Origin of the sequence: Streptomyces sp. PsTaAH-124 (assembly GCF_000373685.1) — a bacterium.
GTDB lineage: Bacteria > Actinomycetota > Actinomycetes > Streptomycetales > Streptomycetaceae > Streptomyces > Streptomyces andamanensis.
This window is the reverse complement of record NZ_KB892207.1, coordinates 19,816-46,023: the sequence shown is the minus strand read 5'-3', so window position 1 is coordinate 46,023 and position 26,208 is coordinate 19,816. Positions and strand designations below refer to the sequence as shown.

The 26,208-nt window shown below is 73.4% G+C and carries 23 protein-coding genes; 13 read left to right on the top strand and 10 right to left on the bottom strand.

Annotation, left to right across the window (positions count from 1 at the left end; genetic code table 11):
* The first annotated feature begins 282 nt into the window (after window positions 1-282).
* Together B086_RS0133865 and B086_RS0133860 are read left to right on the top strand one after the other, a co-directional pair.
* Window positions 283-1,512, top strand: coding sequence for a sensor histidine kinase (locus tag B086_RS0133865; RefSeq protein ID WP_018570880.1), 1,230 nt, complete (start codon window positions 283-285; stop codon window positions 1,510-1,512).
* Between the two features lie 3 nt (window positions 1,513-1,515).
* A complete protein-coding gene (locus tag B086_RS0133860; protein ID WP_018570879.1) occupies window positions 1,516-2,277 on the top strand; it encodes a response regulator in 762 nt (253 codons plus the stop codon).
* A gap of 107 nt (window positions 2,278-2,384) precedes the next feature.
* Here the strand turns inward: B086_RS0133860 and sbnA are convergent, their stop codons facing one another.
* Genes sbnA through B086_RS0133835 form a run of 5 tightly spaced genes read right to left on the bottom strand, consistent with a single transcriptional unit; the run spans window position 2,385 to window position 11,446 of the window.
* Window positions 2,385-3,428, bottom strand: a complete 1,044-nt coding sequence (gene sbnA, locus B086_RS0133855; RefSeq protein WP_018570878.1) for a 2,3-diaminopropionate biosynthesis protein SbnA — start codon at window positions 3,426-3,428, stop codon at window positions 2,385-2,387.
* A 44-nt stretch (window positions 3,429-3,472) separates the two neighbouring features.
* The gene (sbnB, locus tag B086_RS0133850; RefSeq protein WP_018570877.1) at window positions 3,473-4,561 is read right to left on the bottom strand and encodes a 2,3-diaminopropionate biosynthesis protein SbnB; all 1,089 of its coding nucleotides are present in this window, start codon (window positions 4,559-4,561) and stop codon (window positions 3,473-3,475) included.
* The gene (locus tag B086_RS0133845; RefSeq protein WP_018570876.1) at window positions 4,558-5,562 is read right to left on the bottom strand and encodes a TauD/TfdA family dioxygenase; all 1,005 of its coding nucleotides are present in this window, start codon (window positions 5,560-5,562) and stop codon (window positions 4,558-4,560) included. The genes sbnB and B086_RS0133845 overlap by 4 nt, the downstream gene beginning before the upstream one ends.
* 32 nt (window positions 5,563-5,594) lie before the next feature.
* Window positions 5,595-8,858 (bottom strand): non-ribosomal peptide synthetase, encoded by a 3,264-nt coding sequence (locus tag B086_RS0133840; protein ID WP_026253049.1) that lies wholly within the window; start codon window positions 8,856-8,858, stop codon window positions 5,595-5,597.
* A gap of 14 nt (window positions 8,859-8,872) precedes the next feature.
* The gene (locus B086_RS0133835; RefSeq protein ID WP_026253048.1) at window positions 8,873-11,446 is read right to left on the bottom strand and encodes a Pls/PosA family non-ribosomal peptide synthetase; all 2,574 of its coding nucleotides are present in this window, start codon (window positions 11,444-11,446) and stop codon (window positions 8,873-8,875) included.
* A gap of 398 nt (window positions 11,447-11,844) precedes the next feature.
* Between B086_RS0133835 and B086_RS0133830 the strand changes: the two genes are divergently transcribed.
* Complete coding sequence (locus tag B086_RS0133830) at window positions 11,845-12,789, top strand: MIP/aquaporin family protein (RefSeq protein ID WP_018570873.1); 945 nt, start codon at window positions 11,845-11,847, stop codon at window positions 12,787-12,789.
* Between the two features lie 76 nt (window positions 12,790-12,865).
* Here B086_RS0133830 and B086_RS0133825 read toward each other — a convergent pair whose 3' ends face one another.
* On the bottom strand, window positions 12,866-13,363 hold the full coding sequence (locus B086_RS0133825; protein ID WP_018570872.1) for a lamin tail domain-containing protein: 498 nt from the start codon (window positions 13,361-13,363) through the stop codon (window positions 12,866-12,868).
* A gap of 286 nt (window positions 13,364-13,649) precedes the next feature.
* On the opposite strand from B086_RS0133825, the gene B086_RS0133820 reads away from it, so the two are divergent.
* Both B086_RS0133820 and B086_RS0133815 read left to right on the top strand, forming a co-directional pair.
* Window positions 13,650-14,684, top strand: a complete 1,035-nt coding sequence (locus tag B086_RS0133820; RefSeq protein ID WP_018570871.1) for a permease — start codon at window positions 13,650-13,652, stop codon at window positions 14,682-14,684.
* Window positions 14,681-15,487, top strand: coding sequence for a TIGR03943 family putative permease subunit (locus B086_RS0133815; protein ID WP_018570870.1), 807 nt, complete (start codon window positions 14,681-14,683; stop codon window positions 15,485-15,487). Before B086_RS0133820 ends, B086_RS0133815 begins: the two co-directional genes overlap by 4 nt.
* Window positions 15,488-15,519: 32 nt before the next feature.
* Here the strand turns inward: B086_RS0133815 and B086_RS0133810 are convergent, their stop codons facing one another.
* Window positions 15,520-16,326 carry a thioesterase family protein gene (locus B086_RS0133810; protein WP_018570869.1) on the bottom strand — a complete coding sequence of 269 codons (807 nt, stop codon included), beginning with the start codon at window positions 16,324-16,326 and terminating at the stop codon, window positions 15,520-15,522.
* Between the two features lie 167 nt (window positions 16,327-16,493).
* Between B086_RS0133810 and B086_RS0133805 the strand changes: the two genes are divergently transcribed.
* Complete coding sequence (locus B086_RS0133805) at window positions 16,494-17,009, top strand: GNAT family N-acetyltransferase (RefSeq protein ID WP_018570868.1); 516 nt, start codon at window positions 16,494-16,496, stop codon at window positions 17,007-17,009.
* Window positions 17,010-17,119: 110 nt separating this feature from the next.
* Here the strand turns inward: B086_RS0133805 and B086_RS0133800 are convergent, their stop codons facing one another.
* Entirely contained in the window at window positions 17,120-17,545 is a 426-nt protein-coding gene (locus B086_RS0133800) for an ATP-binding protein (protein ID WP_018570867.1), read from the bottom strand.
* 149 nt (window positions 17,546-17,694) lie between these two features.
* Here B086_RS0133800 and B086_RS0133795 point away from each other — a divergent pair, with 149 nt between their 5' ends.
* The 3 genes from B086_RS0133795 to B086_RS0133785 all read left to right on the top strand — a co-directional run bounded on the left by B086_RS0133795 (window position 17,695) and on the right by B086_RS0133785 (window position 20,769).
* Window positions 17,695-18,462, top strand: a complete 768-nt coding sequence (locus tag B086_RS0133795) for an IclR family transcriptional regulator (protein ID WP_018570866.1) — start codon at window positions 17,695-17,697, stop codon at window positions 18,460-18,462.
* 86 nt (window positions 18,463-18,548) lie between these two features.
* Complete coding sequence (gene glpK / locus B086_RS0133790; protein ID WP_026253046.1) at window positions 18,549-20,066, top strand: glycerol kinase GlpK; 1,518 nt, start codon at window positions 18,549-18,551, stop codon at window positions 20,064-20,066.
* 298 nt (window positions 20,067-20,364) lie between these two features.
* The gene (locus B086_RS0133785) at window positions 20,365-20,769 is read left to right on the top strand and encodes an SseB family protein (protein WP_018570864.1); all 405 of its coding nucleotides are present in this window, start codon (window positions 20,365-20,367) and stop codon (window positions 20,767-20,769) included.
* Window positions 20,770-20,794: 25 nt separating this feature from the next.
* On the opposite strand, the gene B086_RS0133780 is transcribed toward B086_RS0133785, so the two are convergent.
* On the bottom strand, window positions 20,795-21,139 hold the full coding sequence (locus B086_RS0133780; protein ID WP_026253045.1) for a VOC family protein: 345 nt from the start codon (window positions 21,137-21,139) through the stop codon (window positions 20,795-20,797).
* Between the two features lie 356 nt (window positions 21,140-21,495).
* On the opposite strand from B086_RS0133780, the gene B086_RS0133775 reads away from it, so the two are divergent.
* From B086_RS0133775 to B086_RS0133760, 4 genes are all read left to right on the top strand, one after another.
* On the top strand, window positions 21,496-21,750 hold the full coding sequence (locus B086_RS0133775; RefSeq protein ID WP_018570862.1) for a hypothetical protein: 255 nt from the start codon (window positions 21,496-21,498) through the stop codon (window positions 21,748-21,750).
* A 251-nt stretch (window positions 21,751-22,001) separates the two neighbouring features.
* Window positions 22,002-22,838, top strand: a complete 837-nt coding sequence (locus B086_RS0133770) for an undecaprenyl-diphosphate phosphatase (protein WP_018570861.1) — start codon at window positions 22,002-22,004, stop codon at window positions 22,836-22,838.
* Window positions 22,839-22,909: 71 nt separating this feature from the next.
* Window positions 22,910-23,629, top strand: a complete 720-nt coding sequence (locus B086_RS0133765; RefSeq protein WP_078531274.1) for a FadR/GntR family transcriptional regulator — start codon at window positions 22,910-22,912, stop codon at window positions 23,627-23,629.
* A gap of 46 nt (window positions 23,630-23,675) precedes the next feature.
* On the top strand, window positions 23,676-24,704 hold the full coding sequence (locus B086_RS0133760; RefSeq protein WP_018570859.1) for an asparaginase: 1,029 nt from the start codon (window positions 23,676-23,678) through the stop codon (window positions 24,702-24,704).
* Between the two features lie 193 nt (window positions 24,705-24,897).
* Here B086_RS0133760 and B086_RS0133755 read toward each other — a convergent pair whose 3' ends face one another.
* Window positions 24,898-26,088, bottom strand: a complete 1,191-nt coding sequence (locus B086_RS0133755) for a D-alanyl-D-alanine carboxypeptidase family protein (protein ID WP_037874367.1) — start codon at window positions 26,086-26,088, stop codon at window positions 24,898-24,900.
* Window positions 26,089-26,208 lie beyond the last annotated feature (120 nt).

Genomic DNA, 26,208 nt, shown 5'->3' with positions numbered 1-26,208 from the left:
GGCGCGAATCACGGGGGCTCCCGTTCGGGACGTTCTCGGACAGTGCCCTTCCAGCGAATCACCGGAATGCGCGGAGATCGTCCGAGCGCGGGATGAGAAGCGGCAGGGGGCCCCGGGACCGCCCGGGCGTTGGACCAGGACCCTGGTCCCGGTCCGGTCTCGGCCGCAGGTCGGAGCCCGGCGGCGCGGCCCGCTGCGACAATGGACGGGCGGAGGACAGCACACACCGGTGCCCGCGGGCACCCGGCGACCACGGCGCGGAGCAGCGCGGAGAGGACCACCATGGTGACGCGCCGCAGCATCGCGCCGAACCGCCGCGGCCTGCGCGGACGCCTGTTCCCGCCGGGCACCGACGCCCTGCCGTGGACCCGCAACGACGCGCTGCTGACCGTCGGCGCCGCCGCCGTCGACATCGTCGGATACACCGCGTTCCCGCAGCTCACCGGCATACCGGTGTCGGGTGTCGGCGTCCTCCTGCTGACGCTGTCCGCACTGCCGCTGCTGGTGCGGCGGCTGTTCCCGCTCACCGTCGTGACGGCCGTCCTGGTCCTCGGCGCGGCGCTGAACCTGTCGGTGCCGATGGAGCAGCACTTCGGCGCCACCCTGGCGGTCGCCCTCTACACGGCCGCCCGCACCGGCCGCCCCTGGGCGACGGCCGCCGCGGCCGCCGGGGCCGTCGGCATCACCCTGCTCACCCCCGGCACCGCCGTCCCGGGCGGCGTCCTGAACCTGACCAGTGCCTGTGTGGCCGCCGTGCTCATCGTCGGCGCCGCTCTGGTGGTCAACCGCTGGCAGCGCGAGACGGAGGCCAACCGGCGCCTGCTCGCCGACCGGGCGGTGGCCGAGGAACGCCGCCGAATCGCCCGGGAGCTGCACGACATCGTCGCCCACCGCATCACCACCATGCAGCTGATGGCGGGCGGCGCCCGCGCCAACCTCGACCACGACACCGGTGTCGTCCGCGAGGCCCTGATCACCCTGGAGGAGTCGGGACGGCTCGCGCTGCGCGAGATGCGCCAGCTCCTGGACGTGCTGCGGGCCGACGAGGACACCGCGACCGGCCCCGACGGCACCCCGGAGGCGCCGCAGCCCGGCCTCGACGACCTGGACCGTCTGATCAAGGAGTCCCGGCAGGCCGGGCAGCCCGCCGTGCTGACCGTGGACGGTGATCCGGCGCCGCTGCCCCAGGTGGTCGGCCTCACCCTCTACCGGATCGTCCAGGAGGCGCTGACCAACGCCCGCAAGCACGCCGGGCCCGCCGTCCCGGTGGAGGTCCGCCTGACCTGCCTGCCCGGGAGCGTGCGCGTGACCGTCACCGACCGGGCCGAGACGGAGTCCGCCGAGCCCGCCCCGGCGCCCGGCCCCGGCAGCGGATACGGTCTGATCGGCATGCGCGAACGGGTCGCCCTGCACGGCGGCACACTGGAGTCCGGCCCGCTGCCCGAGGGCGGCTTCCGGGTCGCGGCGAGCCTGCCGCTGGAGGCGCCGGCGGGCGCGGACGAGGAGAGCTGACGGGTGAGCGAGACCGACGCCGTGGACGGGGCCGTGCGCGGCACCGCCGAGGACGCCGCGCGGGACGCGGGGGAGCGGGCGGTCCGGGTGTTGATCGCCGACGACCAGCCGCTGGTGCGCCGCGGTCTCGCGCTGATCCTCGGGCCCGCCCCGGACATCACCGTGGTCGCCGAGGCCGAGAACGGCGAGCAGGCCCTCGTGCTGGCCGGGAAGCACCGCCCCGACGTCGTGGTCATGGACATCCGGATGCCCGTCCTCGACGGGGTGGCCGCCACCGAGCGGCTCGTCCGGGACCTGCCCGAGTGCCGGGTGCTCGCCCTGAGCACCTTCGACATGGACGAGTACGTGGTCGCCGCCCTGCGCGCCGGCGCGTACGGCTTCCTGCCCAAGGACAGCTCACCCGAGGAACTGGTGGCCGCGATCCGCACCGTCCGCACGGGGGAGGCCGTCGTCGCGCCCCGGCTGCTGACCCGGCTCATCCGCGCCTACGTCAGGACCGGGCGGGCGGCGCCGCAGGGCCGGGAGCGGCCCGCCGCCGAGAGCACCGCGGCGCTCACCCCGCGCGAGGTGGAGGTCTGGCGGCTGCTGGCCACCGGCCTGGACAACACCGAGATCGCGCAGACCCTGGAGATCAGCGTCTCCACCGTCAAGAACTACATCACCAGCATCTTCGACAAACTCGGCGTCCGGGACCGGGCGCAGGCGGTCATCGCCGCCTACGAGTCGGGCCTGGTCGCGGCCGGGCAGCAGGCGGGACAGGACTGACGGGACCGACGGGACCGACAGGACCGACAAGGACGGAGCGGAGCGGACGGTCCACGCGGGCCCGGCACAGTCGTCCGCCGGGCCCGCGTGGGCCGCGCACACCGGGGCTACGGCTTGCGGCGCCCGTCCGGAGTGCGGGGCACCGGCTCCGCGTCGCGGGTGGCGGTGGTCAGCCCCTCGGGGGCGGTCTTCGCCTTGGGATCGAGCACCTGGTCGCCGTAGAGATCCTCCAGCCAGGTCGACTGGTAGATCGTGTCGAGATAGCGCTCGCCGAGGTCGGGGGCGATGGCCACCGCCGTCAGGTCGCGCTCGTCGTGCTCGGCCAGCCAGGACATGGCCCCGCTGACCACCGTGCCGGTGGAGCCGCCGAACAGGAACCCGCGCCGGGCCAGCCGGTGGCAGGCGCGGATCGTGTCCGCCTCCTCCACCCGGATCACCTCGTCGACGAAGGACTCGTCCAGCAGCGGGGGACGCATGCTCATGCCGAGACCGGGGATCATCCGGCGGCCCGGCGCACCGCCGAAGGCCACCGAGCCGACGGTGTCCACCGCGACGATCCGCACCGGCCGGTGCCACTCGCGGAAGTAGCGCGCGCACCCCATCAGCGTCCCGGTCGTGCCCGCGCCCACGAACAGCACGTCCAGGCGCGGGAACTGACGGGCTATCTCCGGTGCCGTACGGCGGTAGTGCGCACCCCAGTTGCCGGGGTTCGTGTACTGGCTGAGCCACACGTACCGCTGGTCCGAGGCGCACAGGGCGCGCACGTAGTCGATCCGGGCGCCCAGGAACCCGCCGTTGGCGTCCAGGTCGGCGATGACATGGACCTCGCTGCCCAGCGCCTCCATCAGCAGCCTGGTCGACAGATTGCAGCGGGAGTCGGTGACGCACAGGAACCGGTAGCCCTTGCTGGCCGCGATCATGCTGAGCGCGACACCCAGGTTGCCGGACGAGGACTCGATCAGGACCGAGTCCTTGCTCAGCAGCCCGTCCTGCTCCGCGGCCTCCACCATCTCGACCGCGGCCTTCAGCTTGATCGAGCCCGCGAAGTTGAAGCCCTCGCACTTCAGGAAGAGCGAGCGCCCGAAGATCGGCCGGAGGTCGACGTAGAGCTGGCCTTCGTTGAAAGCGTGGGGAGCGGTAATGACGGGCACGCTAACCTCCTGATGCCTGGGCCGGGGGACGGGACGATCAGCGATCAGCCGTACCGGCGCAGCTCGTGGAAGAAGTCGTCGACGACATGGAGATTCCCGGCCCGAGCCACCTCGTCGTGGACGTAACCGCCGACGGCGAGGTCGAGGACACCGAGACCGAACGGGGAGAAGACCACGGTCCGGTCGCCCGGCGGCTCCGCCCGGCCGGTCAGCACGTCGTCGAGCGTGCCGTCCAGGAAGTCCCGCCCACCGGTGAGCTGTTCGGCCAGATGCGGCGAGGTGTCCGCCTTCAGGCAGTGCTCGACGTCGTCGACGAAGTTGGCCGCCTCCAGCAGGATCCGGGGATCCAGGTCGCGCAGCGACACATGCAGGACCACCGGATGGTGCGCGAACCAGGACGGGTCGGTGACATGCGGTTCGCCCGCCACGGTCGCGAAGACCACCAGGTCGCTGGAGCGGATCAGCTCCTCCGGGCTGTCGTGCACGGTGATCCGCGCGTCCCGTCCGCCCGGCGCGTCCGCCGCGGCCTGGCGCAGATAGCCGCAGAAGCCCGCCGCGCTGTCGGCCGACACGTCGTACACGCCGACCGTGTCGAAGCTCCAGCCGGTGCCCGCGAGGAAGGTGTGGATGTACCGGGCGATCAGTCCGGTGCCGAAGAAACCGACCCGGGCGGGCCGGGGCCTGGTGCGCGTGAGCCGGTCCGCGGCCAGCGCCGCCGAGGCCGCCGTCCGGGTGGCGCTGATGATGGAGCTCTCCAGGCACGCGAACGGATAGCCCGTGTCGTGGTCGTTGAGGATCAGCACCGCCGATGCCCGGGGCACCCCGGCCGCGACGTTCTCCGGGAAGCTGGAGATCCACTTGAGCCCGTCCACCCGCACCCGCCCGCCGACCGAGGCGGGCAGCGCGATGATCCGGGAGGCGGGCCGGTCCGGGAAGCGCAGGAAGTACGACGGCGGGTTGACCGTCTGTCCTTCGCCGTGCAGCCGGTAGGTGGCCTCGACCAGGTCCGTGATCTCCTGCTCGCGGCCCTGGAGCGCCTGCCGCACCTGGGCGCCGGAGATCACCGCGAAGGACGGCACACGGCCCGGCCGGGCGGTGGGGGAGTCGGTGGCGGGGGACGTCACGGAGGTCATCGCCGTGTTCCTTCCGGGGTCGGGGCGCCGTCGGCCAGCAGCCGCGGCTCGGCCATCGCCACCAGCACCTGCCGCTCGCCGGTGAACGGCTCCCGGCTGTGCGCGGTGCGGATGTTGTCGACGAGCAGCAGATCGCCGGCCTGCCACGGCTCGCGGCGGGTGTGCTCCTCGTAGACGGCGTTGAGCGTCCGGACGACGTCCTCGCCGACCGGACTGCCGTCGCCGTAGCGGGTGTTGAACGGCAGCCCGTCGGCGCCGTACTCGTCGACCAGGTACTCGCGCACCTCCGGCGCGAGTGTCCACTCGTTGAGGAAGGCGATCTGGTTGAACCAGCAGCGGCGGCCGGTGACCGGATGCCGTACGACGGCGCTGCGGCGCTGCCGGGTGCGCAGCGAGCCGTCGTCGCGCCACTCGAACTCGATGCCGTGGGCGCGGCAGTAGTTCTCCACGGTCTCGCGGTCCTCGGTGCCGAACGACTCGGCGAGCGAGGCCCCGATCTCGTCGTTGTAGCTGCGGGTGAGGAGCCAGCCCTCGCGCTCGAACCGCTCGGTCAGCGCGGCGGGCAGCGCCCGCAGCACCTCCTCGGCGTCCGCCACCGCGGTCGCCCCGCCCCGGTCGGGCGCGGCGAGGCAGGCGAACAGCATCAGCGAGGGGACCCGCTGCGCGTAGCTCAGCTCGTGGTGCATGCACATCGGCTGGTTGTCCGGCCAGGCGGTGGACGAGTACAGCCCGCCTCCGTAGGACTGGCGGGGGGCGAACGCCTCGCGTTCCGCCATGGGTTCACCGGCCAGCGCGGTGAACACCGCCCGCACCCGCTCCGGTTCCCCGAGCGCCAGACCCCGCACCACGAGCGCGCCGTGCTCGGTGACCTGCGCGCGCACGGCCTCGCGGTATGCGGAGGCCCAGGCGGCCGGGTCGGCCGGCGGCTCCACGCGCAGGACCGGCGGCCGGTCCGGCCGCGACTCCACCTCCAGCAGTGACGCCGGGGACGAGAACGACATCTCGGTTTCCTTTCGTCGGGCTGGTGCCGGGATCAGGAGGACGCCAGCAGTTCGGCGGCGCCCAGGACGGCCCGCGCCGCCGCGTCCGGCCGGGTGCGCGGGAAGTAGTGGCCCCCGTCGGGGAGTTCGTGCAGGTCGACCAGGTCGGCCAGGAACATCCAGTCCCGGTGGCGTTCGGCGGGCCCGGCGGTGTGCGGGTCGTCGGCGGCGAGGACCACCGTCACCGGCACGGGCAGCCGGGCGGCCTCGGGGGAGTCCAGCGCGGCCGCGAAGTAGCGGTGCGCCGCGACGCAGTCGTGCCGGTAGGCCGCGCCGATGTGCTCGGCGTGGTCCGCGTCGAGTTCACCCAGCTCGGAGTAGCCGCCGTCCGCGCTCAGGTGCGCGGCGATCTCGGCGTTGCTCCGTCCGGACAGCTCCTCGACGGCGGCGGTGCGGGCGGCGGCGGTGCCCGGCAACTGCGCGCCCAGGAACACCCGCACCACCTCCACCGTGCCGTCCTCGTGCAGCCGCCGCGCCGTCTCGACGGCCAGGGCCGCCCCGGAGGAGTGGCCCCACAGCATGACCCGGCGCGTGCCGCGCCCGCGGATCTCCGCCGCCACCTGCCCGGCGACCTCCTCCAGCGGGGCGAACGGCTCGTCGGCGGCGGCCAGGTCGTGGCCGGGCAGCTCGACCGCGTACACCGCGGGACCGCGGCCCGCCAGCGCGCTCGCCAGCGGCCGGAAGTTCACCGCGTTGCCGCCCGCGTAGGGGAAGCAGACCAGCGCGCACGCGTCGGTGTCACCGGCCGCCGACAGCGGTTGCAGCAGCTCCGTGCGCCGCTGACCGGCGCCGTCCAGCAGCGCGGCGAGGTCGGCGAGCACGGGATGGCGGGTGATGTCCTTGAGGGACACGGCCCGGTCCAGGGCGATGGTCAGCTTCACCGCCGACAGCGAGGTGCCGCCGGAGTCGAAGAAGTGGTCGCCGCGGCCGATCCGTTCGCGCGGCAGGCCCAGCAACTGCGCCCAGGTGTCGGCGAGTCCGCGCTCGGTGGCGGTGCGCGGCGCGTCCTTCGGTCCGCCGTCCGCCGTGTCCTTCTCGGCCAGCCGCGCGGCCAGCGCGGTGAGCGCCTTGCGGTCGGTCTTGCCGTTGGCGGTCAGCGGCAGGGCGTCCTGCCAGTGGAAGGCCGAGGGCACCATGTACGCCGGCAGCGCGGCCCCGAGCGTGTGCCGCAACTCCGCCGCCGCCAGCGGCTGTCCGCTGTAGAAGGCGACCAGATGCGTGCCCCGGCCGGGCAGTTCGGTGACGACGACCGCGCCGTCGCGCACCCCGGGGGCGCGCAGCAGTGTGTTCTCGATCTCCCCGATCTCGATGCGGAAACCGCGGATCTTGACCTGGCTGTCCCGGCGGCCGAGGAACTCCAGTGTGCCGCCGGGGTGCCAGCGCCCCCAGTCACCGGCCAGATAGAGCCGCTCGCCGGGCCGGTACGGGTCCTTGTGGTACGCCTCGCGGGTGCGCTCGGGATCGTTGACGTAGCCGCGGCCCACGCACACCCCGGAGAAGGCGATCAGGCCGGGCGCGCCCAGCGGCACCGGCGCCAGGTGCTCGTCGACGACGAGGACCCGCACGTTGTGCACCGGCCGGCCCAGCAGCACCCGCTCCGGCACCGCCCGCAGGATCTCGTGGTTGGTGTCGTCCGACGTCTCGGTCAGGCCGTACGCGTTGACCAGTGGGATGTCCGGCTTCAGGGCGAACCAGCGCTGGACCAGTTCGCGCTTGAGCGCCTCGCCGGTCACCGACACATAGGCCAGGCGGGGCAGTTCGCGCGGCCGCCGCTCCAGATAGGACGCCACCACCTCCAGATAGGAGGGCACGACCTGGACGACCGCGACCCGGCCGCGCTCCAGCGTGTCGACGAACCGCTCGACGTCCAGGACCGCCTCCTGCCCCACCAGCAGGGTCCGCCCGCCGGTCAGCAGCGCGGCCAGCAACTGCCACAGCGAGATGTCGAAGCACTGCGGGGCGGTCTGCGCCACCACCGAGTCCGGCCCGATCTCCAGGTCGTCGATCTTGGCGAACAGGTGGTTGAGCATGCCCGCGTGCTCGCACATCGCGCCCTTCGGCTCACCCGTGGAACCGGAGGTGAAGTAGATGTAGGCCAGCCGGCCGGGCGCGATGTCCAGGCCGGGGTCGCCGTCGTCGTGGCCCTCCGCGTACGCGTCCGGCAGCAGCAGCCTCTCGGCCGGGTCCGGCAGGGCGGCCAGGGCCTCGTCCAGGGTGGCGGTGCTGCCCGGCTCGGCCAGCACGAGCCGGCAGCCGGCCCGGGACAGCGTCGCCGCGATCCGTCCGGCCGGGAAGTGCGGCTCGACGGGCAGATAGACACAGCCGGCCTTGAACACCGCGAGCACCGACGCCAGCCAGTCCAGGGTGCGTTCGGTGACCACCGCGACCACGCCCTCGGGCCCCGGGTCGCGGGCGAGCAGGGCCCGCGCCAGCCGGTTCGCGCGGGAGTTCAGCTCGGCGTACGTCCACGATTCGTTACCGTGCACGGCGGCCACGGCCTCGGGCCGCTCCCGTGCCCGCTGCTCGAACAGCTCGTGCGCCCGCGCGTCGGGCAGGGCGCGCTCCGCCCCCGCGAGCCCTTCGAGCTGCTCGCGCACCTCCGCCTCCGGCAGCAGGCTCTGCCGCGCGTGCTCGGCGTCCGCGTCGGCGGCCATCAGCCGCAGCGCCGTCAGGTGGTAGCCGCAGATCCGGGCCGCCGCCGCCGCGTCCAGCACCTCGGTGCGGTACCGCAGCCGCAGCACCATATGTCCCGCACGGTCGGCGCAGCCGACCGCGAGCACCGCGTCCCGGGGCAGGCTCTCTCCGCGGGCGTCCTCCGGGTCGAAGACCACTTCGTACGCCGGACCGGTCAGCCCCAGTTCGCTGCGCAGCCCGTGCACCGGGAAGTCGCGGTGGGCCAGCAGGTCGGCCTCGACCCGGCGGGCGGCGCGCACCACGCCGCGCCAGGTCCGCGGTGCGACCGTCAGCCGGCAGGGGAGCGGTTCGCCCGCGCCGGTGGCGCGCCCGGTCACCACGTCCTGCTCGCCGCTGAGCGCGGCCAGCACCTTGGCGTGGGCGGCCAGCAGCACCGCGCCGACCGGCACGCCGAGTTCGGCGGCCAGGGCGTGCACGGCGCGCGCCACCCGGTCCGGCACCGGCTCCTCGTGCCCGGCCGTGCCGGGCCGGGGCCGCGGCGCCCACCGCGGGACGGCGGTGAACCCACCGGCGGTCAGCACCTCGGTCCAGAAGTCCCTGTCCGCTGCCACGAGCGCTCCCATCGAATGACCCTTCCTCAGTTCGCCGTCGGCGCGGCGGGATTCCCGCCCCACTCCGCGTGCGCGGGGACTTCCTCGCCCTTCATCAGGAAGGAGTCGGGCGCCAGCACGGCCCCGTCGCCCAGCGTCACGCCGTAGTGCACATGGGCGCCGATGCCGAGGGTGACGCCCGCGCCGAGCGTGGTGTGCTCGGACTTGAAGGTGCCGTCCTCCTGCGAGTGGCACTGGATCTTGCAGCCGGCGTTGAGCGTGCAGTCGTCGCCGATGGCGGTCAGCGTCCGCTCGGTGATGAAGCAGCCGTCGTCGAAGACCCGCCGCCCGATGCGCACCCCGGTCAGCCGCCAGACCAGCGCCTTGTAGGGGGTGCCGTTGTACACCTCCAGATAGTGGTCCGGGACCTTCCACAGCCGCTCGTGCCACCAGAAGTACGGGTCGTAGATGGAGCACAGCTGCGGGCGCAGCGGGCGGAACCGGGTCAGGCAGCGCTCCAGCAGGATGTTGTGCGCGGTGGTGACGAGGAGCGTGAGCGCCAGGTACGCGCCGATCACAAGGTGACCCAGCGTGCCGTACAGGCCGACCGAGACCAGCCCGACGGCCGTGAGCACCGCCGTCTGCACCCAGCGCAGCACCAGGTGCAGCACCATGGAGCGCAGGTTGTAGCGGTTCTTGGCGGCGAGGCTGCGGTGCAGCGCGTCACCGGTGCGCAGATGGTCGAACCGCGCGTCGCGCTCCACCGTCCTCGGGATCTCGAAGCAGGGCGAGCCGAGCAGGCCGACGCCCTCCCGGACCTCCCCGTCGAGCGGGACCATCACCTTCGTCGCCAGCAGGCAGTTGTCGCCGGTGCGGGCACCGGCCGGGAAGGCGATGTTGTTGCCGAGGAAGTTGTGCGCGCCGATCGTGGCCCGGCTGGTCCGGAAGGACGTGCTGGAGTAGTCGGCGTTGAGCACGGACAGGCCGTCGGCGACCATCGTGCCGCTGCCCACGGACACCAGGAACGGCGACTGGTGCTGCACCTCGGTGCCGAAGTTCGAGCCGGTCTGCTCCACCCGGGAGAGGTCGTACCCGATGCCGCGCAGATAGGGGACGATGTAGGAGCTGTCCCCGAACAGCCAGGTGAAGAACCTGATGTTGGTGAAGGTCGCCATCATCCGGTGCGCCGCGTAGTGGAAGCCGTAGAGCGGGTAGACCCGGTCCGGTCTGACCAGCCGGCGCAGCAGCCGCGGCACGGTGCACAGGGCGAGCACGCCCAGGACGATGCCGCCGCAGTACAGCACCGTGGACACGAGCAGGGTGTCGGCGACGATCTCCCCGGCCGTCGTGCCCCGGGTCTCCGCGGCCAGGCGCTTGCTGAGCACCGGCACCTCGGCGAAGAGCATGTAGACGCCGCCCACCGCGAGCGGCAGATAGAGCAGGAAGAGCTGGAGCAGGGTGGTGGTCGCGAACCCGGCCCGGCGCAGGGTGCCGCAGCGGGCGGGCGGGACCCGTATGTGGTCGACGTCGGTCGGCTGGGCCGGGGAGCCGTGCCGCCGCTCCCCGGCCGGGACGTGCTGGCCCGGGTAGAGCGCGGAGGCGTGGCCGAGCTGGGAGCCGTCGCCCATGACCGTGTCGATGTCGAGCACGGTCTTCTCGCCGACGAAGACGTCCCGGCCCAGGGTGACGCTGCCGGTGCGGATGCGGCCCGCGTGCGCCCGGTAGCCGAGGAAGACGGCGTCGTTGCGGATCACCGTGCCGGCGCCGACGGTGAGCAGGTCGGTGCAGACCGGCACGGACCGGGAGAGGATCGTGACGTCCTTCCCGATGCGCGCGCCGAGCGCCCGCAGATACATGACGTACAGCGGATTGCCGACGAAGAGCACCATCGGATTGGCGTGGAGCAGTGATTTGACGAGCCAGAAACGCAGGTACGCCATGCTCCAGACCGGGAACTCCTGTGGTTTCCACCGGCCGACGAGAACCCATTTCACCAGGACGGGGAAGGCGCACAGGGCGAGGAATCCGATCGTGCCGCACAGGAACGACCGCAGATAGATGTGGGCGAGGCCCGAAGCGGCGGCCACCCATTCGTAGGCCTGGGCGGTGACCATGCCGATGACGAAGGAATAGCCGAGGAATATCAGCGTCTGGAGTGTGCCGCACAGCGCGGGACCCGGTGCGCGCGGGAGCGCGGGCACGGCGGGCGCCGCGGGCGCGGGATGCGCGGCCGGTGCGGCGGACGACGGGTCCGGGCCCGGGGCCGTCGTGGCGGTGGGCGCGGGCGCCGCCGCGACCAGCGCAGCGGCCAGTTCGCGGAGGGTGGGGTGCCGGTAGATGTCCTTCATGGACACCGACGGCAGCTGAGGGTGTTTCCGCACCCGCGCGCAGAACTGCGCCATGACGAGCGAGTTGGCGCCGAGGTCGGTGAAGAAGTGGCTCTCGGCGTGTATTCGGTCGGCGTGCACGACGTCCGCGAGGATGCCCGCGAGTTCCCTTTCGGTGTCTGCGGTGTCTGCGGTGTCTGCGGTGTCTGCGGTGTCCGGTTCTGCTTTTCCGTGCCGGGTGAGCGCGGATTCATCAGGACCGGGCACCAATATGTCGGCAGACTTCTCCACCATGCGAGCTCCCTGAGGAAAGGTCGAAAACCATCGGCCAGGGATGGCCGGTCCCCGAGACCGTGCGTTTTCGCCTGATCACGAAACCATGGATCAGTCTTGTGCGGTGGGCGCGGGCCTGCCACTCGGATCCGGCGCGCCGATGCCCCGGCCGACGGCCCACGCGCCGGTGTTCAGGCGGCTCAGGCGCGCCGTGGGGCACCGAAAGGATCACCCGTATGGGGGCGGCGCGCGGTCTCCGGGACGGTGGCGGACGCCGGGGCCGTGCGCCGCGCCGGAAGTCGAGTGGCCCTTGGGGGTGCGGACGCGCAGACTGAGCGGAGACGCGGGGCCGTGACCGGGCAGCAGCGCGGTCGGGGCCGCTGCTGGACCGTGCCGGACCGTTCGTCGAGGGGGCCGATATGGCCGTAGAGATCCCGCCCCTGGTCGCGCCCTCCCGCCTGAGGCGCCGCGGGGGCCTGTGGGGCGAGTGCCTGGCGGAGTTCCTGGGGACGCTGGTGCTCATCGCCTTCGGCTGCGGTGTGGTCGCGATGGCGGTCGCCGCGCTGCCCGGCTCCGGCCGCACCGAAGGGCCCACGACCTTCTTCCTGGGCGCGGGCGACTGGCTCCTCATCACCTGGGGCTGGGCGTTCGCCGTGGTCTTCGGTGTGTACGTGGCGGGCGGGGTCAGTGGCGCCCACCTCAACCCGGCGGTGACGCTGGCGTTCGCGGTCCGGCGGAAGTTCCCCTGGTCCAAGGTGCTGCCGTACTGGCTCTCGCAGGTGGTGGGCGCCTTCGTCGGCGCCGCCCTGGTGTACGCGGTCTACCACGACGCCATCAACACCTTCGACCAGGCCATGAAGGGGCCGAAGACGCACGGGCACACCGTCGCGTCCTTCTCCATCTTCGGCACGTTCCCGGCGCCCTACTTCCACGGCGGCTACTGGGGGCCGCTGGTGGACCAGATCGTCGGCACGTCGCTGCTGGTCATGCTGATCGTGGCCATCGTCGACCTGCGCAACACCGCGGTGAAGGCGAACCTCGGCCCGCTCGTGATCGGCTTCGCCGTGGCGGCGGTCGGCATGTCCTACGGGGCCAACGCCGGCTACGCCATCAACCCGGCCCGCGACTTCGGGCCCCGGCTGTTCACGTTCTTCGCCGGGTGGGGAGACCTGGCGCTGCCGGGCACCGAACCGGGCTCGTACAGCGCCTACTGGTGGGTGCCCATCGTCGGGCCGCTGGTCGGCGGCGTGGTGGGCGTCCTCGTCTACGACCTGTTCATCGGCGACATCCTGCACATCCGCGCCCAGCAGGACGAACTCCCCGAGGTCGGCCGCACCCGGGGTTCCGCCTCGGACGAGGAGTAGCCGGGCGCGCGGCACGGCGTCCGCGGCGGTCCGGCCGCCGCGGACGCCGCGCCTGCGCCGGGCCACGGGGCCCGGGTCAGCCGTGGTAGGTGATGTACCCGTTGCCGTCGCGGTCGTCGCGCGCCTTGGTGTACGCGTGCACGTCGGCCCGCGCGCCGGAGGGCAGGTACAGGTAGATGGTGTCCTTGTCGTTGTTCCAGATGAAGTTGCAGTTCTGGCGGTAGGCCACGTTCCTGGCGTCGGACTCGGTGCCCTTGCCGCCGCGCAGCGTCACGTAGTCCCCGGGCTCCAGGTAGTGGTCGGCGGAGAACCGGAACCGGTTGCCGGACGCGTCCTTGACGACGTATCCCTTGAGGTTGACCCGGGTGCTGCGGGAGTAGTTCTTGATCGTCAGATACTCATTCTTGGCGTTGCCCTTGGTGCAGCTGTTGGAGTCCCGCCCGGGGGCGTCGTACTGGACGCCCTTGATCTTCAGGGCGGAGGAGTACTCGGTGGCCTGTGCCGGAGCGGCGACGACGACGGCGGCGACGGTGCCGGCCGTGGCGGCGACGGCCAGCACGGAGCGTATGCGCATGAGGTTCCCCCCTCGGTGATGCGGATGAAGCGTCAGGAGCATACACAAGGCGTGACGGAGTCATGGTGGCAAAGTGAAGAATCCGTGAAGTAGCCCCTGGGGTCGGGGGCGGTCGGTGGGATCCGGGTGACGGCGGCCCCGTCGCCGGGGGAGTGCGTCCTTCGGCCCGGCCTCGCCGCACGGACGACCGGGCCGCCGTCGACCCGTCTCCCGGCGCGTCCCGCACCCGGGGCGGGGGCCGGAGCCCGCTATGTTCGTGCGCACACAGCGAGGTTCGGAGCCGGGGATGCAGAACACAGACGTACGGGATGCGGAGGCGCAGGCGCCACCGGCGCCGCCGGCCGCCGGGGAACGGGCCGCGCGCGGCCTGCCCCGGTCCTGGCCGCTCCTGCTGCTGGGCGCCGCCGTCCTGCCCGGTGTGATGGTCTTCGCCGTGGGCCGCTGGTCGGACGGGCAGGCGCTGGAGGCCTGGCGGACCGTCTGCCTCGCCGTCACCGTGCAGGCCACGCCCTTCCTGCTGCTCGGCACCGTCCTGTCCGGTGCCATCAACGCCTTCGTGCCGGACCGCGTGTTCAGCCGCGTACTGCCCCGGCGCCCCGCGCTGGCCGTCCCGGTGGCCGGGATCGCCGGTGTCGTCCTGCCGGGCTGCGAATGCGCCTCCGTACCGGTCGCGGGCAGCCTGATCAGCCGGGGCGTGACCCCGGCCGCCGCCTTCGCCTTCCTGCTCTCCGCCCCGGCGGTCAACCCGGTCGTGCTGACCGCCACCGCGATCGCCTTCCCCGGCAACCCCGCCATGGTGCTGGCCCGGCTGGTCGCCTCCCTGGTCACCGCCGCCGCGATGGGCTGGCTCTGGCTCTTCCTGGGCCGCGAGGAGTGGCTGCGGCCGACGGCCCGGCACACCGGCCACCGGCCGGGACACAGCCGCTGGACGGAGTTCCGGCGCGGCTTCCAGCACGACTTCCTGCACGCGGGCGGCTTCCTGGTGCTCGGCGCCATGGCCGCGGCCACCTTCAACGTGGCGGTGCCGCGCACCGTGCTCGACACGTTCTCCGGCTCGCCCTGGCTCTCGGTGCTGTTCCTCGCCGGGCTCGCCGTGCTGCTCGCGGTCTGCTCGGAGGCCGACGCGTTCGTCGCGGCCTCGCTCACCGGCTTCTCGCCGCTGGCCCGGCTGACGTTCATGGTGGTCGGCCCGATGGTCGACCTCAAGCTGATCGCGCTTCAGGCGGGCACCTTCGGAAAGGCGTTCGCGGCGCGCTTCTCCACCGCGACCGCCGTCGTCGCCGTCGTGTGCAGCACGCTCGTCGGAGGATTCCTGCTGTGAAACGCCCGTTCCAGGTGGCCCTGCTCGTCCTCAGCGGCCTCGGCCTGCTGCACGCCTCGCTCTTCACCGACCTCTTCCTGCGCTATGTGAAGGAGGGCATGCGGCCCCTGCTGATCGCCTCCGGGGTGCTGCTGCTCCTGCTGGGCGTCGCGGAGGCGTGGCCGTCGAAGCGGCGTACGGGACATGACGGGGCGACGCACGACGAGCACGAGCCCGAGCACGAGCCCGAGCACGAGCCCGAGCACAAGCCCGAGCACGGGGCCGGGAGCGGGCACGGACACGACCACTCCCGGGCGCCGCGCGTCGCCTGGCTGCTGTTCCTGCCCGCCCTGAGCCTGCTCTTCTGGGCCCCGCCCGCCCTCGGCGCGTACACCGCCTCCCGCGAGGCGCCCCGGGCCGTCGACCGGCAGAGCAGCTTCGACCCGCTGCCCGCGACCTCACCGCTCCCGCTGACGCTCAGCGACTTCACCCGCCGGGTGCAGCAGGACCGTACCCAGGCCGTCCGCGGCCGTACGGTCCTGCTGACCGGGTTCGTCACGCCGGACAAGGGACACCGGGACAGCTGGTACCTCACCCGGATCATCCTGAACTGCTGCGCGGCGGACGCCCAGTCCGTGAAGGTGCGCGTCCAGGGGGCCGCGCCGCCCGCGAACACCTGGGTCTCGGTGACCGGCACCTGGCACCCGGGCGGCACCCTGGGCACCGCGTCGGCCGCGGCCGCGCTCGACGCCCGCGCGGTCCGGACGATCGACCGGCCGGTCAACGGCTACACGGACGACCTGCCGCTCGTGCCGTCGCGCTGACGGACGGACGGGCACGTGCCCGGGGTCCATGGTCAGGCGCCCGGCACCGGCCGCACGGTCAGGATCTGCTGGGCGTGCCCGACCGGCCCGTGCACATCGTGCAGGACCGTGCTGGTGACGCCCTGGCCCGTGGGACCGAAGACGACGGTGGTGTCCAGACCGGTCCAGCGGCCCTCGGGACGGCGGTGCAGATGCACGGTCAGGTCGACGTTGGGGAAGATCCACTCCTTGGGCGACTCCCGTACGGCGATGCCGTTCGCCGTGTCGACCAGGGCCAGGTAGGAGGCGAGCGGGGAGCTGGGCTCGGCGGCCACCAGGGCCAGCGGGGTGGAGACCCAGGCGGTGGCGCGGCCCGGCCGCGGCGGGGCGAGCGGGCGGACGTCGAGGGAGGCGATGTAGCCGCCGGGCCAGTGGTCGGCCATCGGCCACGGGGCGAGCCGCTCGGGCGGGGTGAGCCGGTCGTCGGCGCCGCCCTCGACGCCCGTGGTGTCCTGCGGCGCGAGCAGCCAGGCCCGCGCCCGAACCACCGGGCGCCCGGCGACACGCACCACGGCCTCCAGCAGCTCGATGGTCCGCCCCGGCCGGACGGTCTCCACCCGGATCTCGCACTCCTCCAGGGCCAGCCGGCCCAGGATGTCGTAGCTGATCCGCGACAGCAGCAGCCCGCCCGGCCCCCGGTCCGCCAGATACCCCTCGATCGCGTGCACCACGAGGCCCCCGAGCGGACTGAAGTGCAGCTCCGTCTCGTCCCAGGCCCCGCTCGCGTGGGCGGTCGGCTTGAAACGGTGCTCGTCGGTGCGGACGTAGTAGCTGTCGGGTGCCGTGCTGCCGGTGTTCAACGGACGCCTTCCCTCGGTCTGTGCCTCGCTCTCGCTCCGCGCCGCGCCGGCCGGCCCCGTACCGGGAACCGGGTGCGCGCGGGACGGACACGGGGCAGCATGACACGGACGGCGGTACCCGCCCTGCGGCAGGGTGCCCCGCTACGGCCACCACCGGGGAGGGCTTCGTGTACCTGCGCGATGTGAGGGAGGACGACGTCGGCGCGTATCTCCGTATGCGGTGCGACCCGGAGATGACGGCCGGGCTCGGCGGACCGCTGCTGGCCGCCGGTATGGCGGACAAGGTGCGCCGGGACGCCGCGGAGGCAGCGGCGGACACCGCGTGGATCAAGATGATCGTCCCCGGCTCCCGGAGTCCGGAGGCGGTCGCCGGGTCGGTGACCATCTGGTCCCACGACACGGGGGACGGCCCGGTCTCCGAGATCGGCTGGATGGTGCTGCCCGAGTTCCAGGGGCGCGGCCTGGGCGGGCGCGCGGCCCGGCTACTGCTCGAACGGGCGCGCGACGAGGACCGCTGGGGTGCGGTGCACGCGTTCCCCGCGACGGACAACGCGCCCTCGAACGGCATCTGCCGTTCCCTCGGCTTCAGGCTGCTCGGCGCGTGCGACGTGCCGTTCGCGGGCCGGGTGCTGCGCGGCAACCACTGGGTGATCGACCCGCGGACCGATCTGACGGCCGGCTGACCCGGGACGGGCCCGTGCCGGGCACGGGGTGCGGGCGGTGCGGATCCGGAGGCGCGCGGGTCCAGGACCGAGTGGGTCTCGGACCGAGTGGGTCCCGGGCCGGGCGGACCTCAGCCGGCGAGGACCTCGGCCCAGCGGCTGGTCCCGGTCCGGTCGGCCCGGACGCCGCAGCGGGCGGAGAGCGCGGTGACGATGCCGAGACCGCGGCCGTGCTCGTCGGGGTCGGGCGCCGCGCCGGGGGTGGGCGGAGCCGCCGGGCCGAGGTCGCTCACCTCGACGTGGACGGCGCCGTGGCCGTCGACCGGGACGCGCCACAGCCGCAGCGTCGCGGGCGGCCTGGCGTGCACGAGCGCGTTGGTGACCAGCTCCGACACGACCAGGAGCACGTCGTCGGCGGCCTCGGCGGGCAGGTTCCAGCCGCCCAGCAGCCGGTGCACACGGCGGCGTACCGCCGACACGGCACCGGGCGTGTGCAGCAGGGGGAAGGCGTGGTCGACCTCCCCGTGGGGCGCTGCGTCGAGCTGCGCTACGGTCATGTGCCCTCCTCCTCGGACCTGCCCCGGGCTTCGATCCGACCCGACGCGACATGTCACGCTAAGGAACGAATGCCCCGCAGGTCAATGAACGGCGGTCGGCATTGCCGAACGACAGTCCTGAGCGGGGCAAACAGGACTAATATCGCCCCATGGCCGGACCCGTCCAGTCGATCGAACGAGCCGCGGCGATCCTGCGCCTCCTCGCCGGCGGGCCCCGCAGGCTGGGGCTCGGCGAAGTGGCGTCCTCCCTCGGGCTGGCCAAGGGAACCGCTCACGGCATCCTGCGCACCCTTCAGCACGTGGACTTCGTCGAGCAGGACGAGACCACCGGAAAATACCAGCTCGGGGCGGCACTGCTGCATCTGGGTACCAGTTACCTCGACGTCAACGAACTCCGCTCGCGCGCCATCAACTGGGCCGACGCACTGGCCGCCCGCAGCGGCGAGGCGGTCCGGCTGGGCACCCCGCTGGAGGGCCAGGTCCTGATCATCCACCATGTGTTCCGGCCCGACGACACCCTCCAGACCCTGGACGTGGGCGCGCTGCTGCCGCTGCACGCCTCCTCGCTGGGCAAGGTCCTGCTGGCCTACGGCGCGGCCACCCTCGGCCCGCCGACCGCGGACGGACCGGCCGCCTACACCCGGCACACCCTCGTGGACCGCGCGGACCTGGACCGGGCGCTCGCCGCGATCCGCGAGGTCGGCTGGGGGGCCGAGGTGCAGGAGATGGCCATGGGGGACGCCGGGATCGCCGCGCCCATCCGCGGGCACGGCGGCCTCGTGGTGGGCGCCGTCTGCCTCTCCGGTCCGGTCGAACGGATCTGCGACCCCAGGGGCACACCGCAGCCCGCGCTGGTCGCCCTGCTCCGGGAGGCCGCGCGGGCGATCTCCCGGGACCTGGGGGCGGCCCGCTGGTAGATCCGGGCAGGTCTCCCGTGCGAGGCCGCCGCAGACAGCCCGGCAGGACCCGCACCCGCGCGACGCATCGGAAGGCAGGCCCGACCATGGTTGACCGGTATGTGATGTCCATCGACCAGGGCACCACGTCCACACGGTGCATCCTGTTCGACCGCCGCGGACGGCTGTGCTCGGTCGCCCAGCGGGAGCACCAGCAGTACTTCCCGCGGCCCGGCTGGGTCGAGCACGACGCCGTGGAGATCTGGCGCAACGTCCAGCGCGTCGTCCCCGAGGCGCTGGAGAGCGCCGGGGCGGACGCGGGCATGATCGCCGCCATCGGCATCGCCAACCAGCGGGAGACGACGGTGCTGTGGGACCGCGGGACCGGGGAGCCGCTGGGCCGGGCCGTCGTCTGGCAGGACACCCGCACCGCACCGCTGGTCGACGCGCTCCGCGACCGGCCCGGCGACGAGTTCTTCCTCGACCGCTGCGGCCTGCCCCCCTCCACCTACTTCTCCGCGCCCCGCATCCGCTGGCTCTTCGACCACACGGAGGGCCTGGAGGAGCGCGCCCGCAGCGGCGAGGTGCTGTTCGGCACGATGGAGAGCTGGCTGATCTGGAACCTCACCGGCGGCACCGACGGCGGCCTGCACATCACCGACCCCACCAACGCCGGGCGCACCATGCTCGTCAACATCCGCACCCTGACCTGGGACCCGGAACTGCTCGACTTCTTCGGCGTCCCGCGCGCCCTGCTGCCCGAGATCCGCTCCTCCGCCGAGAGCTACGGCGAGGCCCGCGCGCTGCTCCCCGGCGTCCGCATCACCGCCGCGCTCGGCGACCAGCAGGCCGCCCTGTTCGGCCAGACGTGCTTCTCGCCCGGCGAGGCCAAGTGCACCTACGGCACCGGCAGCTTCCTGCTCATGAACACCGGCACCGACCTGGTGCGCTCCCGCCACGGCCTGCTCACCACCGTCGCCTACAAGATCGCGGGCGAGCCCACCGTCTACGCCCTCGAAGGGCCCATGGCCGTCACCGGCTCCCTGGTGCAGTGGTTCCGCGACCGGCTCGGCCTGATCGGCAGCGCCCCCGAGATCGAGACGCTGGCCCGCACGGTGGAGGACAACGGCGGCTGCTACATCGTCCCCGCGTTCTCCGGCCTGTTCGCACCCCACTGGCGCAGCGACGCCCGGGGAGTCGTCGTCGGCCTCACGTCGTACATCACCAAGGGCCATCTGGCCCGCGCCGTGCTGGAGGCGACCGCCTGGCAGACCCGGGAGGTCGTCGACGCCATGAACGCCGACTCCGGGCTCGCGCTGCGCCGGCTCAAGGTGGACGGCGGCATGACCTCCGACCATCTGCTGATGCAGCTGCTCGCCGATGTGCTCGACGTGCCGGTGGTGCGGCCCCTGGTGGCCGAGACGGTCTCGCTCGGCGCGGCCTACGCCGCCGGGCTCGCCGTCGGCTACTGGTCCGACCTGGAGGTCCTGCGCGACAACTGGCACCGGGCCGGTCAGTGGCTGCCGGCCATGGACCCCGAGCGGCGCGCCTTTGAGTACGAGAGCTGGCAGCGGGCCGTCGAGCGGTCCCTCGACTGGGTCCGCCCCCGCGGCGACACCCGCTGACCCGCCCGGCCCGCCCGCCGGAACCGGTCCCCGCCTAACGCGCGGCGCATCGGCACGCCGCGCGTGGTTACCCGGAGGCTCCGGGGTTCGGAAGTGAGCCCCCTCGGGCTCTCCGCGCCACAGCTCGCGGAGAGCCCTCCTGCGTGCCGTGCGGGAGTCGCCGTGCGGATGGGAGGTGAGAAGGGCGGGGCGGGACGGTTGCGCGGGATGTGGTCGGGTACGCGAGCAGAACCGTGCCGGGGCCGCCGCGCCCCGCCGGCCCCCACGACCGATCACCGCCGCGACCAGGGAACCCGCCATGGAGACACCCGCGAACGACAACACCGCCACGCCCGCCCAGCAGGCGCTGGACGTGCTCGCCGAGAACGCCGAGGACACCGGGGCACTGGACACACTGGCCGGCAGCGACGTGCTGGTTCCCGTGCCGGACGACGTGAGCGACGAGGACGCCACCGATCCCTCGGCGGTGGCGCTGCCCGTCCTGGAACAGCCGGGCGGGGTGCCCGTGGTCCCGGTCTTCACCTCGGAACTGGAGATGTCCGAGCTGCTGCCCTTCATCTCCCGCTACCGGCTGGTGCCCCTGGGCGCCCTCGCGTCCCAGTGGCCCGCCGACGACCTGTCGCTGACCATAGACGCCAGCTCGCCGCACGGTCTGACGCTCACCTCGGAGGGGGTGCGCACCCTGCTGGGCACCCGGGCCTGACCCCCGGGGGCCCGGCGGCCGGCGCTCACGCGTCCTGGACGAGTCCGACGAGATTGCCGTCGGGGTCCTTGACCGAGGCGATGCTCCGGCCGCCGCCCACCTCCTGCACGTCCTGGAGCAGCTCGCCGCCCGCCGCCAGCAGGGCCGCGAGCCGCTCCCGGATGTCGTCCACGTGCCAGTACGGCACCGGACCCGTCATGCCCTTGGCGTGGCCGCTCGGATCGAGACCGACGTCCTGGCCGGCCGCCTTGAAACCGACGTAGTAGGGCTCGTCGGCGTACGGCTCGACCCCCAGCAGCGCGCGGAACAGCGGCTTGGTCCGGTCGAGGTCCTTGACGGGGTAGACGATCGTCCTGAGTCCTTCGGTCATGGTGTGCTCCTCGGTGTCGGCCGGACCCGGCGGGTGCGGCGGTGGTTCCACCGTAGGGCGGGGGAGCGCGCACGACTTCTCGGATCCTGACCGGTTGCTCCGGGCGCGCACACATGCTCCCGTCACGCCTTGTACACCTCGCGCGCGCCCCGCGTGTGCCGTATGCGCCGCATCCGCGCGTCCGCGCCCCCGCACGCCGCGTCCGCGCGACCCGCCCCCCTTCTCGCGCCGTCCTCGCACCCCCCGCGCACCAGCCGGTACCGGCCAAGGGCCCCCGACTCCCGGACGCGGCGGGCGGGCCCGCGCCACAGTGGGAGACGCCGGTGACGGGACCGGCCGACCGACAGGAGGCGGAGATGCTGCGGACTCCCGCCGGCCGGGCGACCCGGCTGCTGGTCCTGGAGTGGCTGAAGGCCCCGGCGGAGCACGGGGCGACCGCGCGCTCGGTCGCCGCCGCCCTCGGTGTCCCCCGGCGCACCGCCGAGGCGCACCTCGCCCTCCTCGCCGACCTCGGCCTGCTGTGCACCCGGCGGGCCGGCCGCCGCACGTACTACCGGCGGGACGAGGCCCGGATCGCCGAGGTGGCCCGGCTGTTCGAGACGGGCTGGTGACCGCGGCGTCCCGGACGGATGTGCCCGGGCCGGAACGCTGACGGGTCCGCGCGGGCCGGGGCGCTAGGGTGAGGCCCGGCCTCTTCCGGCCGGTGCGGGCCCCGTCCGCACCGCCGCCGCGCGCGAACGGCTCGATTTGGGAAGCTCCGGGGCCGTACGTCACCGGGATTTCACCTTGGCGTAGTAAGAGTGTCTGCGACGCGCGAGCGTCTACAGCACTGTCGACCAACCCTTTCCCAGAACTGGATCCCATGAGCGCCATCTCCGTCGGTCAGGCCGTCGTCCTCGGAGTCGTCGAGGGGGTGACCGAGTTCCTCCCCGTGTCCTCCACCGGCCACCTCAAGATCGCCGAGGGGCTCATGGACATCCCGGTGGACGACAGCTCCGTCGTCGGGTTCTCGGCCGTCATCCAGGTCGGCGCCATCGCCGCCGTGCTCGTGTACTTCTTCAAGGACATCGTGCGGATCGTCTCCGCCTGGTTCCGCGGCCTGACCGACCGCGAGGAGCGCTACCACCACGACTACAAGTTCGCCTGGTGGGTGATCTACGCGACCATCCCGATCGTCGTGGTCGGCCTGGCCGCCAAGCCGCTGATCGACGGGCCGCTCGGCTCGCTGTGGGTGGTCGCGGGCTCGCTGATCGCCGGCAGCGCTGTGATGTGGTGCGCCGACCAGATGGGACGGCACAAGCGCGGCGAGGACGACACCTCCTTCAAGGACGCGATGCTGGTCGGCGCCTCCCAGATCCTCGCCCTGCTCTTCCCCGGCTTCTCCCGCTCCGGCGCCACCATGTCCACCGCGCTCATCCTCGACCTGGACCGGGTCGCCGCCACCCGGCTCTCCTTCTTCCTGGGCATCCCCGCGCTGACCGGCGCCGGGATCTACGAGCTGAAGGACGCCCTGGGCGCCGGGGTGGGCGCGGCGCCGCTGGCCGTCGGCACGGTCGTCTCCTTCGTCGTCGCCTACGCCTCCATCGCCTGGCTGCTCAAGTTCGTCGCCAAGCACTCCTTCAACGCCTTCGTCCTCTACCGCATCGTCATCGGCGTGCTCCTCTTCGGCCTGCTGGGCGCGGGCGTCCTGAACGCCTGAGCCGTCCGCGGCGGCGCGGGTGCGCGGGCGGCGGCTTGACAGCCCCGTACCGCGCGCCGGACCATCGCAGGGTGAACCTGTCAGACAGCCAGACAGGTGGGTCGGTGCCCCGGCGCGTCAGCGCCATGGAGGCGGTGCTCACCCACCTGCGCGGCGCCATCGAGCGCGGCAGCTACGCCGTCGGCGACAAGCTCCCCTCCGAGGCGGAGCTGTGCCGCACGCTCGGCGTCTCCCGGCCCGTGCTGCGTGAGGCCCTGCGCGCCTTGCAGACGATGGGTCTGACCGTGTCACGGACCGGCAGGGGCACCTTCGTCGTCGCCCGCTCGGTGGAGGACCCCACCTTCGGCGACTACGCGGCCAGCGACCTCATGGAGGTGCGCCGGCACATCGAGATCCCCGTCGCCGGGTACGCCGCCCGGCGGCGCACCCCCGAGGACGTCGAGCGCCTGACCGGCCTGCTGGAGCGCATGGAGCGGGAGACCGACACGACCGCGTGGGTCGCGCTGGACACCCTGTTCCACCTGTCCGTCGCGCAGGCCGCCCGCAATCCCGTCTTCCGGCGCGTCATCGAGGAGATCCGGGACGCCCTGGCCCGCCAGTCGGCCTTCCTCAACGAACTGGGCGGGCGCCGCGAACACTCCGACCGCGAGCACCGCGCCCTGGTCGAGGCCCTGGCCGAGGGCAGCGAGGAGGCCGCGGTGCGGGCCATGTCCCACCACCTCGACCGCGTCGAGACGACCCTCACCGACATCGTGCGCTCCGCACCCACGCCCACCGGGGCCGACGCGTGAACCCCACGCAGGCCGCGCCCTCCACCCACCAGTGATCCAGGCAGTGATGTACAGCAGCTTCCCCGCCGAGGCACCCCTCGTCCGCGAACCCCGCCACGTCCCCGTCGCCCACCTCGTGCGCGGCGGAGTGATCGAGGGCGTCCACCACGGCTCCGTCGTCGTCCTCGACGCCCACGGCCGGGTCTCCTTCGAGCTCGGCGATCCCGGGGCGGCCTTCTACCCGCGTTCGGCGATCAAGCCCGTCCAGGCCGTCGCCATGGTGCGCGCCGGGCTCCCGCTGGAGGGCGAACTGCTCTCGCTGGCCGCCGCCAGCCACTCCGGCGAGGAACGCCACCTCGCCGGGACCCGGCGGATCCTGGAACTGGCCGGACTCACCGAGGACGATCTGCGCAACGTCCCCGACCTGCCCTTCGACCCGGTCGTCCGGGACGCCTGGGTGCGCGAGGGCCGGCTGCCCTCCCGGCTCGCCCAGAACTGCTCGGGCAAGCACGCGGCCATGCTCTACACCTGCCGCCTCAACGGCTGGTCGCTCGACGACTACCTGGACCCGGCCCACCCGCTCCAGCAGGCCATTGCCGAGATCGTCGAGGACCTGACCGGGCAGCGCGTCGCCCGGGTCACCGTCGACGGCTGCGGCGCCCCGCTGTTCGCGGTCTCGCTGGAGGGCCTGGCCCGCGCCGCCGCCCGGATCACCACCGCGGTCGCGGACACCCCCGAGGCGCGTGTGGCCGACGCGATGCGCGAGCACGCCGAGATGGCGTCGGGCTCGGGCCGGGACGTGGCCGCGCTGATGCGGGCCGTGCCCGGCCTGCTCGCCAAGGACGGTTTCGAGGGCGTCCAGGTCGCCGCGCTGCCCGACGGCCGGGCCGTCGCCGTGAAGATCGCCGACGGCGCGAACCGGGCCCGGATACCGGTCGCCGCCACCGCCCTCGTCCGGGCCGGTGTCGACCCGGCCCTGCTCACCGAGTTCGCGGGCGAGACCCTGCTCGGCGGCGGTGTGCCGGTGGGCCGGGTGCGCCCCGTACGGGCGCTGGACCCGGACCCGGCTCCCGACCCGCTCACGGCCTGCGCCTGACCCGGACCGGCCGGACCGGCCGGAGGTCTGCGGGGACGGTACGCGGGCACGGCAAGAGGGGGCCGCACGAGGGCGCCGGGACGCGGTGGGCGCGGGCGGTCCGTCCGCGCCGCTCGCTCACCCGGTTGCGCCCGGCGGGATGCGTGCCCGGCGGTCGCCGGGCCGGTCGTCCGGCCGGTTCCACCGGTCCCCGTCAGCCGCGTACGAGCCGCCGGGCCCTGCGGCGCAGGCCCAGCAGGACCGCTCCCGCGCCGAGGCCCGCGGCTCCCGCGATGGCGCCGTCGCGCGCCCAGTCCTCCTCGGCGGCGGCGGGGGCCGCCGGCGGCGGGGCGGCGGCCGGGTGGGGGAGTACGCTCCGCGCCTCGTGCGCCACCGGGCGCAGCCCGTCGAGCGAACCGACCGGGTCGACGTGCCCGGCGGCGTCGAAGCCCCAGTCGAGCAGGGCGCGCGCCTCCTCGTACACCTCGAAGCCCTCGCCCTCCTGAGAGTTCATCACCGTCACGATCAGGGTGCGCCGGCCGTGGTGGGCCGCGGCGACCAGGGTGTTGCCCGCGTTGGTGGTGTAGCCGTTCTTGACGCCGATGAGGCCGGGGTACGGTTCCACCCCGTCGGCGCCGGTGAGCAGCCGGTTGGTGTTGGCGATCTCGAAGGTGCTGCCGCCGTTGCCGGGGAAGGCGGTCTCCACCGTGGAGCAGTAGCGGGCGAAGTCCGGGTTGCGCAGCCCGGCGCGTCCGAACACCGCCAGGTCGTACGCGGAGGAGACCTGGCCGTCGGCGTCGTAGCCGTCGGGAGAGACGACATAGGTGTCCATGGCGCCCAGCGTGCGGGCCTTGGCCTGCATCTGCCGGGCGGTCTGGGTCCAGCCGCCGTTGAGCGCGGCGAGCACGTGCACGGCGTCGTTGCCGGAGTTGAGGAAGACACCGTGCCACAGGTCGGACACCCGGTAGGTGTGGCCCTCGACCACCCCGACCAGGCTGCTGCCCTCGCCGATCCCGGCCAGCTCCCTGGCGCTGACGGTGTGCTGGATGCCGCTGGGGAAGGAGGGCAGCACGGTCAGCGCGAACAGCGTCTTCAGCGTGCTGGCGGGCGGGAGTTGCTCGTGGGCGTTGTGCGCGGCGAGGACTTCGCCGGTGCCCGCGTCGGCCACCACCCAGGACAGCGCGGAGACGTCGGGCGTCTCCGGCGCGCCGGAGCGGAGGCGGACCTGCGTGCCCTCGCGCCGCAGCAGGGCGGGCTGCGGCACCGTCGCGCTCGGCCGCCCCTGCGCCCCGGGATCCGTGCCGGACCGGCCTTCCGCCGCGACCGGCGAGGTCACTATGAGCATGCCCGCCGCACAGACAGCGCAGGTCGATACGGCAGCCCGAAGAGAGAATCCGATCGTCATATCGCAAACGTAGGGACGGTTCGGCACAGGCGTGACCTTGCCGGGGGCCGAACGGGGCGACGAGCACTCGGATGCCCTAGCTGCCACGGCCGTTCGGGTCGGGGCCGCACGGCGGGCGGG

Bases quoted from the DNA above. Each gene is read 5' to 3' on its own strand.
- B086_RS0133845 (WP_018570876.1), bottom strand. From the start codon at position 5,562: ATGTCGTTCTCGTCCCCGGCGTCACTGCTGGAGGTGGAGTCGCGGCCG.
- glpK (WP_026253046.1), top strand. From the start codon at position 18,549: ATGGTTGACCGGTATGTGATGTCCATCGACCAGGGCACCACGTCCACA.
- B086_RS0133795 (WP_018570866.1), top strand. From the start codon at position 17,695: ATGGCCGGACCCGTCCAGTCGATCGAACGAGCCGCGGCGATCCTGCGC.
- B086_RS0133755 (WP_037874367.1), bottom strand. From the start codon at position 26,088: ATGACGATCGGATTCTCTCTTCGGGCTGCCGTATCGACCTGCGCTGTC.
- B086_RS0133820 (WP_018570871.1), top strand. From the start codon at position 13,650: ATGCAGAACACAGACGTACGGGATGCGGAGGCGCAGGCGCCACCGGCG.
- B086_RS0133775 (WP_018570862.1), top strand. From the start codon at position 21,496: ATGCTGCGGACTCCCGCCGGCCGGGCGACCCGGCTGCTGGTCCTGGAG.
- B086_RS0133785 (WP_018570864.1), top strand. From the start codon at position 20,365: ATGGAGACACCCGCGAACGACAACACCGCCACGCCCGCCCAGCAGGCG.
- B086_RS0133830 (WP_018570873.1), top strand. From the start codon at position 11,845: ATGGCCGTAGAGATCCCGCCCCTGGTCGCGCCCTCCCGCCTGAGGCGC.
- sbnB (WP_018570877.1), bottom strand. From the start codon at position 4,561: ATGACCTCCGTGACGTCCCCCGCCACCGACTCCCCCACCGCCCGGCCG.
- B086_RS0133780 (WP_026253045.1), bottom strand. From the start codon at position 21,139: ATGACCGAAGGACTCAGGACGATCGTCTACCCCGTCAAGGACCTCGAC.
- B086_RS0133760 (WP_018570859.1), top strand. From the start codon at position 23,676: ATGTACAGCAGCTTCCCCGCCGAGGCACCCCTCGTCCGCGAACCCCGC.
- B086_RS0133840 (WP_026253049.1), bottom strand. From the start codon at position 8,858: ATGGGAGCGCTCGTGGCAGCGGACAGGGACTTCTGGACCGAGGTGCTG.
- B086_RS0133865 (WP_018570880.1), top strand. From the start codon at position 283: ATGGTGACGCGCCGCAGCATCGCGCCGAACCGCCGCGGCCTGCGCGGA.
- B086_RS0133825 (WP_018570872.1), bottom strand. From the start codon at position 13,363: ATGCGCATACGCTCCGTGCTGGCCGTCGCCGCCACGGCCGGCACCGTC.
- B086_RS0133835 (WP_026253048.1), bottom strand. From the start codon at position 11,446: ATGGTGGAGAAGTCTGCCGACATATTGGTGCCCGGTCCTGATGAATCC.
- B086_RS0133770 (WP_018570861.1), top strand. From the start codon at position 22,002: ATGAGCGCCATCTCCGTCGGTCAGGCCGTCGTCCTCGGAGTCGTCGAG.
- B086_RS0133800 (WP_018570867.1), bottom strand. From the start codon at position 17,545: ATGACCGTAGCGCAGCTCGACGCAGCGCCCCACGGGGAGGTCGACCAC.